The 17,289-nt window shown below is 51.6% G+C and carries 11 protein-coding genes and 1 pseudogene; 4 read left to right on the top strand and 8 right to left on the bottom strand.

Features of this window, described 5'->3' with window-relative positions; all coding sequences use genetic code 11:
* Nucleotides 1–5: 5 nt before the first annotated feature.
* The 3 genes from JNE38_RS13945 to JNE38_RS30940 all read right to left on the bottom strand — a co-directional run bounded on the left by JNE38_RS13945 (nucleotide 6) and on the right by JNE38_RS30940 (nucleotide 3,133).
* Entirely contained in the window at nucleotides 6–1,799 is a 1,794-nt protein-coding gene (locus JNE38_RS13945) for a S9 family peptidase (RefSeq protein ID WP_203357090.1), read from the bottom strand.
* Between the two features lie 172 nt (nucleotides 1,800–1,971).
* Nucleotides 1,972–2,886: a DMT family transporter gene (locus JNE38_RS13940; protein WP_203357089.1), complete on the bottom strand. Its 915-nt coding sequence runs from the start codon at nucleotides 2,884–2,886 to the stop codon at nucleotides 1,972–1,974.
* 115 nt (nucleotides 2,887–3,001) lie between these two features.
* The gene (locus JNE38_RS30940; protein WP_275296705.1) at nucleotides 3,002–3,133 is read right to left on the bottom strand and encodes a hypothetical protein; all 132 of its coding nucleotides are present in this window, start codon (nucleotides 3,131–3,133) and stop codon (nucleotides 3,002–3,004) included.
* A gap of 62 nt (nucleotides 3,134–3,195) precedes the next feature.
* On the opposite strand from JNE38_RS30940, the gene JNE38_RS13935 reads away from it, so the two are divergent.
* Nucleotides 3,196–4,665 (top strand): hypothetical protein, encoded by a 1,470-nt coding sequence (locus tag JNE38_RS13935; RefSeq protein ID WP_203357088.1) that lies wholly within the window; start codon nucleotides 3,196–3,198, stop codon nucleotides 4,663–4,665.
* A gap of 89 nt (nucleotides 4,666–4,754) precedes the next feature.
* On the opposite strand, the gene JNE38_RS13930 is transcribed toward JNE38_RS13935, so the two are convergent.
* Nucleotides 4,755–5,414, bottom strand: coding sequence for a response regulator transcription factor (locus JNE38_RS13930; protein ID WP_203357087.1), 660 nt, complete (start codon nucleotides 5,412–5,414; stop codon nucleotides 4,755–4,757).
* A 262-nt stretch (nucleotides 5,415–5,676) separates the two neighbouring features.
* Here JNE38_RS13930 and JNE38_RS13925 point away from each other — a divergent pair, with 262 nt between their 5' ends.
* The 3 genes from JNE38_RS13925 to JNE38_RS13915 all read left to right on the top strand — a co-directional run bounded on the left by JNE38_RS13925 (nucleotide 5,677) and on the right by JNE38_RS13915 (nucleotide 10,003).
* Nucleotides 5,677–6,222: a hypothetical protein gene (locus JNE38_RS13925; RefSeq protein ID WP_203357086.1), complete on the top strand. Its 546-nt coding sequence runs from the start codon at nucleotides 5,677–5,679 to the stop codon at nucleotides 6,220–6,222.
* Between the two features lie 83 nt (nucleotides 6,223–6,305).
* Nucleotides 6,306–8,417, top strand: a complete 2,112-nt coding sequence (locus JNE38_RS13920) for a sensor histidine kinase (RefSeq protein WP_203357085.1) — start codon at nucleotides 6,306–6,308, stop codon at nucleotides 8,415–8,417.
* Between the two features lie 260 nt (nucleotides 8,418–8,677).
* Nucleotides 8,678–10,003 carry an MFS transporter gene (locus JNE38_RS13915; RefSeq protein WP_203357084.1) on the top strand — a complete coding sequence of 442 codons (1,326 nt, stop codon included), beginning with the start codon at nucleotides 8,678–8,680 and terminating at the stop codon, nucleotides 10,001–10,003.
* 77 nt (nucleotides 10,004–10,080) lie between these two features.
* On the opposite strand, the gene JNE38_RS13910 is transcribed toward JNE38_RS13915, so the two are convergent.
* The 4 genes and pseudogenes from JNE38_RS13910 to JNE38_RS13895 form a co-directional block, all read right to left on the bottom strand.
* Complete coding sequence (locus tag JNE38_RS13910) at nucleotides 10,081–11,061, bottom strand: 2-hydroxyacid dehydrogenase (protein ID WP_203357083.1); 981 nt, start codon at nucleotides 11,059–11,061, stop codon at nucleotides 10,081–10,083.
* A 121-nt stretch (nucleotides 11,062–11,182) separates the two neighbouring features.
* Entirely contained in the window at nucleotides 11,183–11,953 is a 771-nt protein-coding gene (locus JNE38_RS13905) for an SDR family oxidoreductase (RefSeq protein ID WP_203357082.1), read from the bottom strand.
* 154 nt (nucleotides 11,954–12,107) lie between these two features.
* Nucleotides 12,108–14,150, bottom strand: a complete 2,043-nt coding sequence (locus JNE38_RS13900) for an acyltransferase family protein (protein WP_203357081.1) — start codon at nucleotides 14,148–14,150, stop codon at nucleotides 12,108–12,110.
* Nucleotides 14,151–15,317: 1,167 nt separating this feature from the next.
* Nucleotides 15,318–17,265: pseudogene (locus JNE38_RS13895) on the bottom strand (ATP-dependent DNA helicase).
* Between the last annotated feature and the right edge of the window lie 24 nt (nucleotides 17,266–17,289).

The raw sequence follows: 17,289 nt of genomic DNA, 5'->3' as shown, positions 1-17,289 counted from the left end.
GTCCTTCACTCCTCGTCCGAATTGGATTTCGCCAGGTGATGCAGAAAAAACTCGGTGATCTTGTGATTCATCGTGATGTGATTGTCAAGCTTTTCCGTCATGTGGCCTTCGTCTTCATAGATGTGCAGGTCTACTTGCTGCCCTCTGGCTTTCATGTCCGCGACCAGCTGCTCTGCCTCGCTGACAGGTACGCGGGTATCGTTGCGTCCGTGAAACACCAGCAAGGGCGCATTGATTTTATCGGAGTGATTGAGAGGGGCAATCTCTTCGAAAAAGTCGCTGTCTTCCGCGAGTGAACCGTACTCCGCTTCTCGCAGACTGCGTCTCCACTCTCCGGTATTCTCGAGGAACGTGCGGAAGTGGGAAATTCCAACGATGTCCACGCCCGCTGACCAAAGCTCCGGATAATGCGTCATGGCGGCCAAAACCATAAACCCGCCATAGCTGCGCCCCATGATGCCAATCGCATGGGGATTCACCTGTTCGAGATGCGAAAGCGACTTCGCAAGCCAAGCGAGGTCTGCGACCGAATCCATTCGTTTTCGCTTGTCGTCGAGCTGCACGTAGGTGCGACCGTACCCCATGCTGCCCCGAACGTTTGGTGCTGCGACGATGAAGCCTTGGTTGGCCAAGTACTGAAATACGGGGTGATACTCGGCGCGTATCTGGCTTTCGGGTCCGCCATGAACATACACGACAACGGGGCACTCTTCAGCCGCTTCTTTCGCATAGTAAAAATAAGGGACTTCCAACCCATCAAAGGAACGGAACGATTTGAGCTCTGGTGTGATCAGAGTGGCATCGATCGCTTCCGATTTCCCTATGTACGTAATCCGTCTGGCAGTTTGGGCCGGGATCGAATACGTCCAGATATCTCCCGGCATCGTCGGGCTTTTCAAGGTAAAAGTCAACTGCTCCCCGGATTGCCAGTCCAGCGATTGGATGACGCCAAATGGGACGTCCTCCGCTTTTATGCACGTTTGATCGGACAAAGAAAGGACAGACAGCGTGGAAATACCGCCTTCATTTGTCGTAAACGCAATCTGCCGTTCATCTTGGGAAAGAACGATTTCCTCGATGTCACACCCCGCTGTATGGACCAGGCACTCCAGTTCTGGACTGTCAAAGGTAAACTGGCACAAGCCCATCGTGTCCTCACCGCGATCGGTCACAAGATAGCCGCCCCTCCCGTCCTTGGTGAGCTTCACGGAAAGAAATCGGGCATTTTGATTGCAAATCGAAAGCCTGCTCGCTGACCTGGATTGCAAGTCTAACCGATAGAGAGCATTGTCGATGTTGGTTTCTTGCACGCTGAAAATAATCCCGCTGCCATCAGGTAGCCAAGCTACCGGGTCACATCTTCCGTCGTACTGAAAGACCTCCTCGCAGTCCCCTGTCTCGACGTTCTGTACGAAGATATCGAAGCAGCGCGAATGTCGGCGGTTGCTGGACCAGACGATCTTCTCTCCGCATGGGGACCATCCCCCGAGGTAGTGAAAGTGTGACGGAGAATCCGTCAACGCCCGCGCGACCTTTCCTTCTTCGGTGAGCAAAAATAGCTGCTGCCGCTCATCTCCCTTGCTATCCATGCCGACGACTGTCTTCGTTCCGCATGGAGAGTGGCTATAGTCAACCACTCGGTCGGGCAAAAACGTCAATTGCACAGGTCTTGAATCTTCTTCATCCCAGCGCCACAACTGAGCATTGCCAGAGATTTTGCTGAGAAAGGTCCAGCCGTTTTTCCCCGGCATGACTTTCATCTGAAAGGCAGATTGCACTTGCAAATAGTCCAAGATCACGTGTCATCACCCTCTTTGCCATTTTGTCCCCCTCATCAACCAGTTCCACGGAGGAGATGGTTATCCTTCCTGAGCGCGGAATTATTATCTGTAAATTTCGTCTTTTTCCGCAAGTAAAAAGCGCAAGACCATAGGAACCATGGATTCCCGCTGGCTTGCGCTAAAAATGGCTTTACATGGACTCTGTTCGATTTGTTGCCAGTTGCGTTTGCTTGTTACTCGTTGATTTCTGAGAGCGTACGCTAGCCACAACGACTCCCGCAACGATCAGCAATGAGCCTGTCGCCTGAATGGCCGTTACCTGAGAGCCGAGCAGCAGGAATCCGACCAGCATCGCCACAAACGGCTGCAAATTCAGGAAGATGGCTGCTTTTCCCGTCCCCACTACCTTCAGCTGCTGATTCCAGACCAGACCGCAAACGCCTTGCATAAAGATAGCGGTCGTAATCAGCATCGCCCATGCCCAGACCTCATGGCTGATATGGGTGCCCGGTTCGATGGAAAGAAACGCGGCAGGTGTCAGGAACAAGGTCCCCACTGTCGTGGAGTACACCGTCGAGATAAACGGATGCATCGTCTCCGTCAGTTTGCGGATGATGATCATGGAGGAGGAAAAGGTGATCATCGCGATGACGATAAGCATCACGCCTTTGGAAATGGTCAATCCGGCCCCGATTCCCACCACGCAAAACGTGCCGAGGAGTGCCACTGCCGATCCGATCTTCATGCGCAGCGTGAATTGCTCCTTGAGAAACAGGGAAGCCAGTATGGCCGTCACAATCGGCGACATGGAAAGGATCAGGGAAGCCGTGGTGGCATCCGTGGTGAGCAAGCCATTGAAGTACGCCGTCTGATTCGCCAGAGTACCGATGAGCCCGAGCAAAATAAGCAAGCCCCACTCCCTTGGCTTGATTTTCACAAATTTCTTCGTAATCCACGCGTAACTGAGCAAAAACAGTGAGGTAAACATCAATCGAACATCTGCCAAAAACAGGGGAGGAAATTCTTTGACCAGCATGCTCCCGAACACGAAATTACTTCCCCACAGTGTCACACAAAAAAGCAATAGCAAGTATGATCGAATCATGGATTATCCTTCTTTCGCCCGTTACATTGACTTCTTCGCTACGCTATCGTACACGAGAGTTCGCCAAAAGTCCATGAGATTTCCAACCATATTTTTCGATTGAAGATGTTCGATTTTACATACGCACGACCAGTGAAATGACGTCTTTCGACAATCGCTCATAGGAAGCCAGCCTTCGCAATTTGCTCCGTCTTTGGCGTTCCTGAAAAACTTCCCGGATCGGCAAGGAAGAGATTCCCTTGTTCATGGGAATCACGCTCCCCTATAGTGATACCATTCAAATTGATTCATCAGGGAGAGTGTATGGAAATGCAGTGGAAACTCACTAAAAAAGCAATATGGATGTTGCTATGCGCCATGCTGACGGGCGTATTTGGAGAATTTGCACATGCGGCGGAGTCCGAATCGGCAGCAGGTGTAAGCATTACGAAGTTTGCCTTGCTGGAGAAGAAATTCGACAAGACCGGCAGCGCTGAATTCAAACCGGATGGCACACGGGATGGTCATTTTCAAGTGAGCCTCACCTTTTCGCAAAAAACCGTAGTGAATGCCATCATCCTGCGTTCTACCGATGTATTTGGCAAAGAAAACTACCATGGAATTTGGAGGACCAACCGCGTGGGGGTCGGCTGGCTATTGGGCATCGTGCAGGGAGATAAGGTAATCACGCCTGCATTCCGGCCAAGTCCGAATGATCCGGTCGGAACGTTTGAAGGGACGGTTTCCTTCGATTTGTTTGCGAATGACAACGGTACGATGAAGGAAGGACAATATTACGTCCTCGAAATCGAGACGCCCGAAGATACGATCATCTCGCAGCCGATCACGTTCGGAGAGCCGTCGAATGGTTCTGCAAGCGGGGGAACGAATGGCTCAGCTGGCGCTGGAACCACGCCTAATCCGAATCCTGCGCCCACTCCTGCTCCCTCTCCTGTTCCCGTGACAGATTTGACGATTACGGGCGGACAGGGGACCATCACCGTGCAAGGAGCGGTGCCCGGAGCAATGATTACGCTCTTTCAAGATAACGTCTGCTACGGCGGCGCGAATTGCAACTACAATTACTTCTCCAATTACGGCTCCAAGACCGCGGACAGCAAAGGCAGCATTGTCTTTTCGAAATTGCCGAGCAAGGGCGGCAAATATTACGTAACGGAAAGCGTGAATGGAGAGAGAACCCGGACATCGGCGGAAGCTACGGTTACGGATGAAAAAACCGCCGATCTGCTTAGAGTCGATTCGACTGGCGGTTATGTCACCTTCGTGAAAGGGACCACCCCACAGGTAAGGCTGAATCTATACGGGTTTGTATTGGATAGCGAAATCAAATCAGTAGATGTGTCGTATGCGGGCGTGTCTTCAACGGTACCGGTCAATGACAAGAAAAGCTTCGTCTTGCAAAAGAATTTCGACCTGTATTCCCCGCTGGATATTGTCACCGTTACGGCGAAAGGGGCAAATGGGCAAAAACATGTCATGTATATTAAGCTCGGCTATGATATGTTCGATGATAAGACCGTGAAAGCGGAACGAAACGGGAAAGAAGTGACACTAACCGCCCGCAATGGAACCATCCGCACTTCGGCATTACATGTGTACCTGCTCGACGGTAACAAGCTGATCCCCTTGGATGGAAAAGTAGAGCATGAGACAGAGTTATCCAATTCGATGGTGACCGGCTATCAAGTGAAGTTCACGACAGAGAAAGCAACGCAGGACATTCGTTTGCTTGTAGAAATACCGGATTCCGTGATCGAAATCGTGCCGATCATGCCATAGGACGGCGTTCATAAACCAGTCGCAGGAATCAACCGGCGGCTGGTTGTTTCATATAAACACCCCGAAAGTCTCCCCTGCCATACGACTTCTCATGTCAAATCAAGCTGATCTCCATCCCGCATTTTTTTCACCAGACGTCCGGCTTCATTGCGATCGACGACCTGCAGCTTATTGAGAATCGTCGAGACATAGTTGGCGACAGTCTTTGTTGTCAACTGAAGGCGAGACGCGATTTTGGCATTGCTGTCCCCCTCCGCAATACGTTCGAGAATCTCCCGTTCACGCTTCGTCAATTCGGACAGACTGGCATCCATCAGCGGTTCATCGGGAGCCGGATTCGAAAAATAATGAATCATCCGCGACGCGATATCGGAGCCGAAGACGGCCCCACCATTTCCCACCATGCGAATGGATTGAATCAGTTCAGCTTCATCTGCATCCTTCAAAACATACCCGCGTGCTCCTGCACGCATGGCTGCAAAAACAGATTGGTCGTCCTTGAACATGGTGAGGATGAGGATTTGCATGCGCGGATGCTTTTCCAAGATCTGGCGGGTCGCTTCAATACCGTTGCATCCTGGCATGCGTATGTCCATTAAAATCAAATCGGGCTGCAGGCTGGAAGCGAGGGCAATCGCCTCTTCGCCAGTCGACGCTTCACCGACCACGCGCAAGTCGTCAGTGGTGCGCAAAAGATTGCGGACTCCATTGCGAAACAGGGGGTGGTCGTCAGAGACAAGAATGTCCAACGAAGATCTCTCCTTTTCTTTTTCCGGCACATTGTCAAAAGGACGGATAGCGGCACCCCTCAAAAGGGTATCCGGGAAGTCCTTTCATCGCGTAACCCATTATAGCAACTTTGTAAAAATTCGAATACTGCTCTGCGTACCATCCCGAAAGTTCCCGAGCTTTTCCCTGAAAGGAAGGAAGCCATTGCTCTACACGGTGGGAAACCTCGCTTGATACGATTGCTTCAGAAAAAATCAACCTTACAAGATGGAGGGTACATTTATGGAATGGAAAACGGTTGTGAAATGGTTAGGCATGATTTGTTTGCTGGCAGGGCTCACGCGGATGGGAATGACCCCGAGTGCATTGATCTGGGGCTCGGATAGCCCGCAAGAATTAACGTTTGGATTCATCGCTTGCGTCTTGATGTCCGCGGGGACAATCGGCACGTATCTGGTGCAATCGCGGGAAACAGGCATTGCAGGCTTTTTGGCGACGCTCTTGATCATCATTGGCAACATTATCATTACCAGCATGGTATGGAGCGTATTTGCATTAGGTAGTAACGTGCCAGATAATCCAGGTGTTTTTGTCGTGGTCACACGTATGATTGGCATGGTCGGAACCATGCTCGGCACCCTGCTCTTTGCGATTGTGACGTTTCGGGCAAGGGTATATCCGCGCTGGATCGTCGTCCTGCAAGTCCTCATGATGTGCACAATTGTTCTAGACGAATGGTTTGCCTTTTTTTGGGGGTTATCTTATATCGGGATGGGCTATCTCATCTGGTCCGGCAAACTTAAGAACAAAATCACTGCCGCATCGTAGCGGAAAAGGGTGTATCCAAGCATTTTTGTCGTTGCTATAATGAGGGAACCCACTTACTGCCAAACCTCAAAGGGGATTGTCTGATGCATGTTCGCAAGATTTTGCCCATTCAAATCTTTGTTGTTCCATTCTGCCTCGCAGTTTGTTCCTGTTTTCTTGTCAGCATCCCTCGCTATTATGAACGTTTGGTCGACGAATGCATCCTTTCCGCCTGCAAGGTGACGCCAGCGCCGCCGATGCCGCTTGCGGCACTGCAGCAGGAGCACTTGACAGTCGAAGGCTATGCCATGACTTTCACCGTGATCGATGCATCCTTTACGCTTTTGTTTTATTTTGCGGCCTTGATTATTTTGTGGAAGTGCTTCCGTGAACCACTCGGCCTGCTCGCGTCACTGATGCTGGTATCGTTCGGAACGACATTCCCTTCGCTCGTATGGGGTGCAGCGGAGCTTTCGCCAGTCTTGTGGCAATGGTACGACCTTGTGGACATGATCGGCTGGATTACCTTGTTCTCATTCTTTCTCCTCTTTCCCGATGGCAAGTTCGTTCCCGCCTGGACAGCTAAAGCCTTGTCGCTGATCTGCCTGGTTTACTTGTACAGCGGCCTGTTTCCTGACGCCCCGTTCAGGTTCACATCATGGCCGAATCTCGCGAAGGCGTTCTGGCTTCTCTCGATCATTCTCTTGCTGGTAAGCACCCAGATTTATCGTTATCGGAAAAAGTCGCTCCCTCTGCAGCGCCAACAGACCAAATGGATTGTGTTCGGCATGACATGCGGGTTGGGTGGTTTTATCAGTATCAGTTTTTTGTTTGAGCCCGCACTGTTTCAATGGGGCGCAGTTGCCTATATTTACTTGAACGGGATTCTGGAGCTGTTTCTCCTGATCATCCCACTGACTTTGACTTTGGCGATCGTCCGCCTGCGTCTGTGGGATATCGATCCATTGGTCAAGCGAACGCTGGTCTATGTCGGCCTATCCGTTTTTGTAGTCGCGGTCTACATTTTATCTGTCTTGTACCTCAGCCGTTTGTTCCAGACAAAAGACAACGTCGTGATCTCCCTGCTTGCCACTTCTGTGGTAGCCGTGTTGTTCGCACCTTTGAAGGAGCAGCTGCAGCGGCTTGTCAATCGCATCATGAAAGGGCGGCACGATGACCCATATGCCGTTCTCTCGGAGCTTGGGAGCCAATTGGTCAAACCGATCTCACCTGAAGCCATGCTTGAAGTTGTCGTCATGACCATCAAGGAGTCGCTCCGGCTGCCTTATACCGGCATCTCGATTTCCGTCAACGGCCAAAACACGCTGGTGTCATCCGCCGGGGAGCGGGCGGACGAACTTTTGCCATTTCCCATCATCCATCGGGGGGAAGAGCTGGGGACGCTGCTCGTGGCCAACCGTTCACCCGGCGAGACGTTCACAGCTGCAGACTACAAGCTGCTCGACGTGCTGCTTACTCAATCTGGCCCGATCATTCAAAACGTGAACATGACCATCGGGATGAAGCTGTTGGCGGATGCCTTGCAGGAATCTCGTGAAAAGCTGGTGTTGGCGCGCGAAGAAGAGCGCAGGCAAATTCGTCACAACCTGCACGATGACCTCGCGCCTCGTCTGGCCGCGCTCGCGCTGAATGCAGCCGCAGCCGAAAAACACGTCGTCCACAATCCCGAAACCGCCAAAGAGATGATGGTCGAGCTCAGAAAAGTCATCCGTGCCACAGTCGATGAAATCCGCACCATGGTCCATGACTTGCGCCCGCCGACCTTGGATGAATTGGGATTGATCGGGGCCGTACAAGAGAGAATCAATGAGCTTGGCCAGTCCACCCGCCATCTCACTGCAGCAGGCATGCAGACTGGGCTTCAATTCTCTTTTCATGTGCCCGATTCTCTTCCTCCTCTCCCTGCTGCTGTCGAGGTCGCTGCGTATCGAATCGTCACCGAGCTTTTGGTGAATGTGGTGCGCCACGCGAACGCCACCGCTTGCACTGTCCGAATCCAAATTTCCCCTTCCCGACAGCTGGTTCTGGAAGTGACGGACAACGGCATCGGCATACACCCGCGGCCTAAGCCCTCGGAAAAGGGCGGACTAGGCCTCGTGTCCATTCGTGAAAGAGCGGCCGAGCTCGGTGGAAACTGCCTCTTTGAGCGCCTGGAGACTGGAGGGACACGGGTGACAACCACCTTGCCGTTGTAAGTCACAATAAAGTCCTTGATCATTTCTGATCAGGGACTTTTCCTATCCACCACTCCCCCAGGAACGGAACCGCCTAAGGCACGTCCGATGGGAGCTCGCAGGGAGGTTCTTCAATCCGGATCGGAATTGGGCGACCTTGCCGATCGAAAAGAGAAACCCCTACTTCGGCTTCTAGCCGCGAAACAATTTGACTGCGGGATAAAAAATATATTTTTTCCTATGAGTTTCAAGGTATAGAATGTTCGTAAAGGTGGTGCTGTATGAACGATCGAGTTACCATTCCGATCTGGGCGATCGGTTCGTTTCTGGTTCTCATGAACACGACGATGTTTAATGTATCGTTGCCGAGTATTATCACCGCATTGCAGATTGATGCAGGTCTTGGTTCCTGGATTGTTTCCGGTTATTCGATCGTCTTTGCGCTTTCGACGATCATCTTTAGCCGTCTGTCCGACAGCCTCCCGATCCGCAAGCTGCTTACCGTAGGCCTTAGCATTTTGGGTGCCTCTTCCATCATCGGGTATATGGCCGACAGCTTTGCCGTCATCCTGCTTGCTCGTTTGCTGCAGGCATGCGGTGCTGGAGCCGTTCCCGGTCTCGGGATGATTCTCGCCAGTCGTTACGTTCCAGTAGAGCGGCGCGGCAAAGCAATCACCATTCTCGCTTCCGGAAGCATCCTTGCCTTTGGGCTGGGACCCGTCATCGGCGGAGCAATCACACAGATGATGGGCTATCATGGACTGTTTCTGATTATTTGCTTGGTCTTTGTGCTCATTCCCATTTTGTGGCGTCTTTTGCCGCGTGAGGCTACAAGAGAGCTGCACTTTGATTTCATCGGAGCGCTTTTGACGGTTGTCGCCACAGCCAGCCTGCTCCTGGCGCTTACTCAGCTCTCGTTCCTCTATCTCTTCATCGGCATCGCAGCGAGCGTCCTCAATGTCCGGCACTTGCGGCAAAAGGAGAAGCCATTCATTTACCCGGCTCTGCTCATGCACACTGGCTATCGCAAGCTGGTCATGATCGCGTTTTTTGCCTTCATCCTGAACATGTCCAACCTGTTTCTCATGCCATTGGTTCTATCACAGGTCTTCCATCAAAGCGCCGCGGCAATCGGCTTGACCATCTTTCCGGGCGCGATGCTGTCAAGTATCCTCATCCCCTTCATCGGCCGAATGATTGACCGGTACGGAAACTTCCGATTCTTACTGGGCGCGCATCTGGTGTTCATGGCATCCATTCTGGCAATGACGGTGCTTCTCCCGCTGTCTCCTTACGTCATTTTGTTTGCATACATGCTGTTTGCACCTTCACTCTCGACAGTCACTTCGACGATATCCAATGAAGTCTCGCAAATCCTGCCCAAAGACATGATCGGGGCGGGCATGGGTCTGTTGCAGCTGGTGCAATTTTTAGGAGGTTCTTTCGCAGTCGCCCTTTGCGGTCTGCTGCTTGCTTGGGAAAAAGAGCTGCCCTTGCAAATCTCTTATCAGGCCATATACTTCTTGCTTTTCCTGGTGCTCGTCGGAGCTTTCGTAACGGTTCTCCGCTATCGAAAAACGCGCAACGTACAAACTCTTCACGCATAAAAGAGGACAACAGCCAAGGAGACGATCCTGCGTCTATCTCCTTTGCCGTTGTCCTTTTTTCTTTTTGCTACGTTCTCCTAAGCCTTCACGAATACTTCCCGGTTCAACAGAGCGACAGGCAGCTTGCCCTGCATTCCCAGGACGAAGTTTTCCGCTGCAAACCGCGCCATCGCCTGTCTGGTTTCCAATGTGGCAGAACCAATGTGCGGGAGAGTTACCATGTTTGGCAGCGACAAGAGCGGGTGGTCCGGATTTACCGGCTCCTGGGCGAAAACGTCGGTTCCAGCCGCCAAGATCTCCCCGTTTTGCAGAGCTCGAACCAGAGCGTCTTCATCAACCGTAGCTCCACGCGAGCCATTGACGAAAATGGCCGTCTTTTTCATCAGTCCAAACTCTCTGTCCCCAATCAGTTTCGTCGTAGGCGGCGTCAAAGGAACCATCAAGCATATAAAATCAGCTTGCTGGCAGAGCTCGTCTAGTGAGCAGTAGGTTGCACCATAGGCATTCTCAACCTCCTCATTCCGAGAGCGATTGCGGTACAGAATGTTCATGCCAAAGCCAAAATGCGCACGCTTGGCAATCGCTGCTCCAATCCGTCCCATGCCGATGATCCCTAATGTCTTGTGATGCATGTCCACCCCAAACTGGGCAGGAGCAAGATGCGAAGTCCATTTCCCGGATTTGACCAGCTGATCGAGCTCTGGAATGCGCCGTGCTGTCGCCAGCATCAGACCGATCATCGTATCCGCTACGGTCTCATTGAGGACGTCTGGCGTGTTCGTCGCCATCACACCTCTATCGGTCAGTGCAGGAACATCCAGGTTGTCGTAGCCGACTGAGATATTGCTCACGATTTTCAAACGGGGAGCTTTTTCGAGAAGAGCTGCATCCACTTTTAATCCCGAGCCAAAAAGACCTTGGGCGTCTCTAAGCTCCTCATAGAACGACTCCAGATTGCTCGAATCCAGCTGCTCGAAATAGACGACGTCACAGACCTCTTGGATGTACGCAAGGATGCTTGGTTCTACTTTCTTATAAATAATCGCTTTTGGTTTCATGCTCTGCCCCACTTTCTTTTCTTGGAGGACCAACAAACCTACTGCGTTCGTTGGCTAAGTAATGATTCCAATTCATCAAGGCTTGGGGCATTTCCTGCCCTCCCGCAGGAAGTTCCTCTCGTTAAAGTGTACTCCCGCCGTCTACAGCCAGGACCTGTCCGGTTACAAAGTCACTTGCAGGAGAGCTGAGATAGACTGCAGCTCCTTTGAGCATCGTCTCATCCCCGATTTTCCCGAGCGGTATTTTCGCCGCGATCGCATCTCCCCGCTTTTCGAGCAGTGCCTTGGTCATTTTGGTAGGGAAAAATCCCGGAGCGATCGCATTGACATAGATGCCGTGCCGCGCCCATTTTCTAGCCAAATCCTTGGTAAAATGGATGACCGCTGCTTTACTCGTGCTGTACCCGATGGCGTTCAGGCCTTCTGGCGGGTCGGCGCGCAATCCTGCCGTAGATGCGATATTGATGATTTTCCCATAGCCCCTCTCTATCATATGCCTTCCTACAGCCTGACTCATGAGGAATGTCCCCGTCACATTGACATTCATGACCTTGTTCCAGGCTTCCAGCGGCATATCGACAACCGGCGCCCCCCATGTCGCCCCGCTGTTGTTTATGAGAATATCGATGGCACCGAACTGCTCGATCACTTCCGTTACTGTTCGATTGATATCCTCCGGTTTGGTGACATCACATTCCAAAGCCAGACTTCGCACTCCCATGTCTCCGAGCTCTTCCGCGATCTGCTGACAATTATCCAGCTTGCGTGAGCAGACGACGATGTCCGCGCCAGCTTCAGCCAACGCTTTTGCCATCTGCTCACCCAAGCCTCTGCCCCCACCAGTTACAAGCGCTAGCTTTCCTTTCAGGTCAAACAACTGAGTGACATGCATCGTAAAACCTCCCTTTGCTATGGGTGTCCGGGTACCTTTTTATTCTATTCAAAATAACTGAATTTTTACTTAATCATCTCCATCTCCTTGCAGCCGCGTCCTTAAACGGCAAAAAGGACAGCTCCCTAGCTGTCCTTTTTCATGTCTGAACTCTTTACTTTTTCGGATCCTCCGATACCTTTGCTATGGCCTTCGCCAGGAAATCGGCGTAAAACTGTGAGCCTTCCGGATTGAGGTGTACTCCGTCTTTATAAAAGAACGAATCTTTGCCGGCACTTGCCGCATACCAGTCGAGCAAAACGATGTGCGGATTGGAGGCAGCCACGTCTGCCAGCGTGTTATTGACCACACTTTCCCAAGGCTTCGGAACTCTCGTATTCACCAGAATGATGTGGTCGGCCCCGTCCAATGATTGCAGCAGCTTCAGCAATTGCTTTTGACTGAAGGAACCGTTCGTGCCCAGCTCAATAATGACGATGTTCCCAAGCTGCCCTTTTGCCTTCAGGTTCGCCACGACATCGGGAGCTTGCGACATTTGTCTTCCGATTTTGGCATCGATGACAATTCCAGGCAAGAGCTTCTCCAGATAAGGAGCGACATCCAGCATGACGGAATCTCCCAGTGCCGTGATTCCTTTTCCGGATTGCACCTGCCCCTCCTGCTTCTCAGCTGATTCATCCGTTTGACCTGTCTGATTCTCCGCAGCCTTATCAGGAGCGGCCGGACTTTCTTTCACAGGCAGCGCTGGTGTTTCCGGTGCAGTCACTGGGGCCTTTTCTTTGGGGGGAGCTGGTTTTTTATCCGGCTTTGTTTGCCCAGCAGCATCCGTTTTTTTCGATGATTCATTTGGCTTTGCTTGTTCAGTCGATGTTTTTGCCGGGAGCACCGGACCCATCGGCTTTGATGGCTGCATGCTCGGCTGCGGAGCTGGCTTCACAGGCTCCGCTTTGTTCTCTTCCACGGACATCTGGCTGGCTGTCGCATCAGAAGTCAACGACGCGATTCCAAAATACGTCACACACAGAACAAGCGCACACGCAGAAGCGACCAGACGGGTATAACGCCGTTTCTTTCCGTCGCGCTGTGGCTTCAGACTCGCCCAGATCCGTCCCAGTGCCCCGTGACGAATCGGCTCCTCCACGTACTTCCAGGAGAGCGCGGCAATCACGATGCAGATGACCACTTGAAGAACGGCAAGTGGAATGGAGAAGGCATCCCCCTGTTCCCCTGCCGGACTCGTCAGTACGATCACCGGATAGTGCCAAAGATAGATTCCGTACGATCGCACACCGAGCCATTTCAACGGCTTGCAGCCCATCAGGCGGGCGAAACGGCTCGCAGGGTGCGCCAGGGTCGCTACAACCATGGCACTCACTACAGACAGCAGTACGAGACCTCCGCGATAAAGAAAGTCGTCGTATTGATTGGTTTTCCAAATCGCTGCAAGCAGTATGGCAAGACCAACTACACCGGCCGTATCAAGCGCATTTCGTCCAGAGCGAGAAATATTTGCAGACAGCTTGCGACTCTGCCACACCATTGCCAAGGCGGCACCAATCAAGAGTGCGAATACCCGCGTATCTGTCCCGTAGTAAACACGGCTGGGGTCAAGACCGGGTTCGTACATCCACGCCATCGCGCAAGCGGAGATGGCAGCAGCTGCGAGTGTGATGAAGAATAAAGGACCGCGTCGTTTGATCAAGCGCAATCCGAGTGCAAGCAGCAGTGGCCATACCAAATAAAATTGCTCTTCGACAGCCAGTGACCATAAGTGGCCGAATGGCGATGCGGGACCAAATTTTTCGAAATAGGAGACATCCTGAAAGATGAGCCACCAGTTGCTGACGTACAGGATGGCGGCCGGTACGTCGCCTTTCATGCTGGGGAGATGGTCAGGCTTGAAAAAAGTCACCCAAGCCACAACGACCACAAGAAGGATCAAAAGAGCAGGCAACAGTCGTCTCGCACGGCGCAGCCAAAAATCTTTCATATCGAGCCGTTCATGTTTATTCCACTGGGCGATCAGCAAATCGGTAATCAGGTAACCCGAGAGCACGAAAAAGATTCCCACTCCCAATAGGCCGCCGGGTGCCCAGTTGTAATTCAGGTGATACAAAATGACAGCAAGCACAGCAAAGGCTCTGAGACCGTCGATTCCAGCCATATAGCGGCTGGTGCCTTTTACTGGTTCAGGCATGTTGACGGCCTCCCCTGCTTGCTGTTTTACGTGACGATGCAGCGTCTGCTCGATCTTCGTTGTTTTGCTTTACAAATAAAACGTTTCTTTGGTGAAGTAGCTCCGTACTCGATATGCAGCTCATCTGCATTCTCCCCTTTTGTTCCATTCTGTTCGTTGACTAAAGTTGACGGGGTCAGCCATTTCACATCGGGAAATGCGTGCTGTATGAATGCAAAACCCCCTGTTTGTCTTCAGGTGCATGAGAAAACGGGGGTTGGTATCGTTCATAATCGTTATGGATTATTTCTGGTTCCAATCATATTGCCCGTATTCAGGATGTGTGTAGCGACTCACAGTGGTGTGAAGTCCTCTCCTTTTATGTATATATGCTTCATCGCCTCGATCCCGTATCCATTTACAGGAAATTACCTTTGGGTTGCTGGTAGATAGGCCTAGTAAAATCAGGCTGTTTCGGTATGTACGCTCCTAGCAGAGGTAACCTCGTGTACTTCGATTATAAGACGCTCCGGACGGGGAACGCGTTACAAAAAGTTAACAATGCGCGCGGGGAATTTTTCCCGGAAATTCGACACCCAGAAGGCTGGCCATCGTCATCGCTCGTTCTTCTCCTCATAAGCATATGCCACAAACGAAAAAGAAGCCGCTGGCGTCATTTCCTGCCAACAGCTTCCTTATGTAAGCGTTGCTCCGTCCCGGAAAAGATCTGACAATCTACGATCATTTTCCAACATTAAATGTGATGTGTAAACAAATAATTCAAGAAAAGTCCGCCGCTAATCACGGCAATTGCCATGAAAATAATTCCACTGCGAATTCGCGCCGAAAGCAAGCGCATAAAACCAAGACAGAAAAACACACCGGTTACCAAAAAATACGCAATTCCTACCCAAAACAAACTCCACGGCAAGCTTGCCAAATCGACATTACCCAACTTCTACACCTACCCCGTTCCCATTCTACTTTCCATTTTTTCTAAGTCGATACTCCATTATAACAGGGATGCACCCCGCGATTGAATTTTCATTCACACCGTAACAGAAGTGTCATACATCCAGCCTCCATGGTTTCTCAATAATCTTTTGATACTCTCCAATCCCCCTGTCGTCGGAATCATGCCGGAATTAAAAAAAGGCAGGAACGAAACTGTTCCCGCCTAGCATCTCTCTACAAACTCTCTTTCCATTCTACGCCCTGAGGAAATACGCTCAGGACATGCTTTTTCAGCTTCTCATCGCGGAACAGCTCGGCGCTGAACACAGCTACGATACCGCAATCCTCCCGTGATCGAATGAGCCTGCCGATCCCTTGGCGCAAACGCAAGAGCATGTAGGGAAGATCGACCTCTTCATAAGGCGATGCCGATGCCTTCCGTTTTGCAGCAAAAACAGGATCGTTTGGCGGAAACGGCAAGGACCAGATCACGACATTGGACAAGGATGGCCCCGGAACATCTAGTCCCTCCCATAAGGAGACCGCACACAGACAGCTATGCTCGTCCTCTTGAAAAGAGGAAATGAGATGCGTGATTTCCTGATCGCCCTCAAAATAAAAACGCATGTCGGCGCATTCGGGTAACTCGCGAAAGCTTGCTTGAACTGCCGCATTTCCTCCATCGAAGGGAACAGCAGCAGAGCTCTACCCTCTGTTCGCTTCAGAAGCTTGACAGCCGCATCCATTTTCTCTTGGAGCGAATCATCCCCGAGATCCTCGGTACGATTGCTTCCATTTGCTCGGGATAATCGTACGGCGAAGGGACGGAAAAGGACAGATACTGGCTGATGCCGAGGCTGTCTGCCACATAGGAAAACGCTCCGTCGACGGAAAGGGTCGCCGAGGAAAAGATGATCGGCATCCGTTCGGAAAAGACGCGTTCCTTTAGCACTTCCTGCACCATTCTCGGCATGACGATCAAGGTCGGGCCTGAGGTGTCTTCGATCATCCACGAAATGACACGGTCGGGCTGTCGAAACAAGCTGAGCGCGAGCTGCATCATTTCCAAATGCTCTTCGACAATGCGCAGCTGAAACTCATCCAGCGTGTACAATCCGCTTTCGAGTGCCAGCTCTTCCTCGATCCAGCTGATCAGGTCCGTAAATGTACGGATCGCCTGCAGCAGCTGAGTGTCAAAGTGGATTTCCTTTCGTTTGGAACCGATGACGGCCTGACTATGCTTGTCGAGCTGGTAAAACATTTCCTCGCTCTGTCCGATCGCATCTTCGATCGCCACGGCCAGCGATTCGCGGATCTCGCCCTTGAGCAGCCGAGTAATGATTTCTTCAAAGACAGTATGGTTCAGCTTGTACGTCAGTGCTTTTTGGGCAGCTGGCTCCAACAGGTGGCCTTCATCAAAGATCACAGCGCTGTGACTTGGCAGCAGGGGAAGCTGGCCGCCGCGTTTTCGAGCCTCATACGTCCATACATGCTCCATATAAAAGTCATGGGAGCAAATAATGAGATCCGTTGATTTGCGGTAATGGTTTCTCGACAGAGTCTGTCCGCAGCGATGCTGCTTATCACAGGCAAAGCAATCTTGAAAGGAGTCCCAGTTGATCTTTCCCCATTTCTCGTCATCCAGCTCAGGGTAATCGCTGCGGTCCCCATATGGATGAAACGATTGCAAAGCTTCATAGGCATTCACAAACGGAGGCAGCTCTTGATAGATCATCTGGAAGCTCTCGCCATGCTCCGGCTGATACCTCGCTTCATCCAGCTTTCGCAAGCACAGATATTGATCCGGGGATTTCCCCAGCCTCGCATCGATGGTCAGATCGAGGTGCTTTGCCAGCTTGGCAATATCCCCCTGCGGCTTGACCAGCTGCTCGATCAACGATTCGTTTGCACAGGCAATGATCGCGGGTTTTCTCGTATAGCGGGCGTAGCAGATCGCATAGAGCAGGTAGGCCAACGTCTTTCCAGTCCCTACCCCCGCTTCGGCAAAGATCGTCTCCTTTTCAGCAAACGCACGCTCGAGCTGAAAAGCCATGTAAATCTGTTCGTCCCTTACTTCAAAGCCTGCATCCGGCAGTATGTCATAAAAAACATCCGCAACCCAATCGCTTACCTGCGAGATAAACGGTTGGGTGGGATCGTATGCAAAAGGATACCGTTCCAATTCTGTCTTGCCTCCAATAAGGTA

The sequence above is a fragment of the Brevibacillus choshinensis genome, assembly GCF_016811915.1.
GTDB classification, from domain to species: Bacteria; Bacillota; Bacilli; order Brevibacillales; family Brevibacillaceae; genus Brevibacillus; species Brevibacillus choshinensis_A.
This window is presented reverse-complemented; position numbering and strand designations above follow the sequence as displayed.

Coding starts and splice junctions, on each gene's coding strand:
- JNE38_RS13940 (WP_203357089.1), bottom strand. CDS start 2,886: ATGATTCGATCATACTTGCTATTGCTTTTTTGTGTGACACTGTGGGGA.
- JNE38_RS30940 (WP_275296705.1), bottom strand. CDS start 3,133: ATGAACAAGGGAATCTCTTCCTTGCCGATCCGGGAAGTTTTTCAGGAA.
- JNE38_RS13935 (WP_203357088.1), top strand. CDS start 3,196: ATGCAGTGGAAACTCACTAAAAAAGCAATATGGATGTTGCTATGCGCC.
- JNE38_RS13925 (WP_203357086.1), top strand. CDS start 5,677: ATGGAATGGAAAACGGTTGTGAAATGGTTAGGCATGATTTGTTTGCTG.
- JNE38_RS13920 (WP_203357085.1), top strand. CDS start 6,306: ATGCATGTTCGCAAGATTTTGCCCATTCAAATCTTTGTTGTTCCATTC.
- JNE38_RS13915 (WP_203357084.1), top strand. CDS start 8,678: ATGAACGATCGAGTTACCATTCCGATCTGGGCGATCGGTTCGTTTCTG.
- JNE38_RS13910 (WP_203357083.1), bottom strand. CDS start 11,061: ATGAAACCAAAAGCGATTATTTATAAGAAAGTAGAACCAAGCATCCTT.
- JNE38_RS13905 (WP_203357082.1), bottom strand. CDS start 11,953: ATGCATGTCACTCAGTTGTTTGACCTGAAAGGAAAGCTAGCGCTTGTA.
- JNE38_RS13900 (WP_203357081.1), bottom strand. CDS start 14,150: ATGCCTGAACCAGTAAAAGGCACCAGCCGCTATATGGCTGGAATCGAC.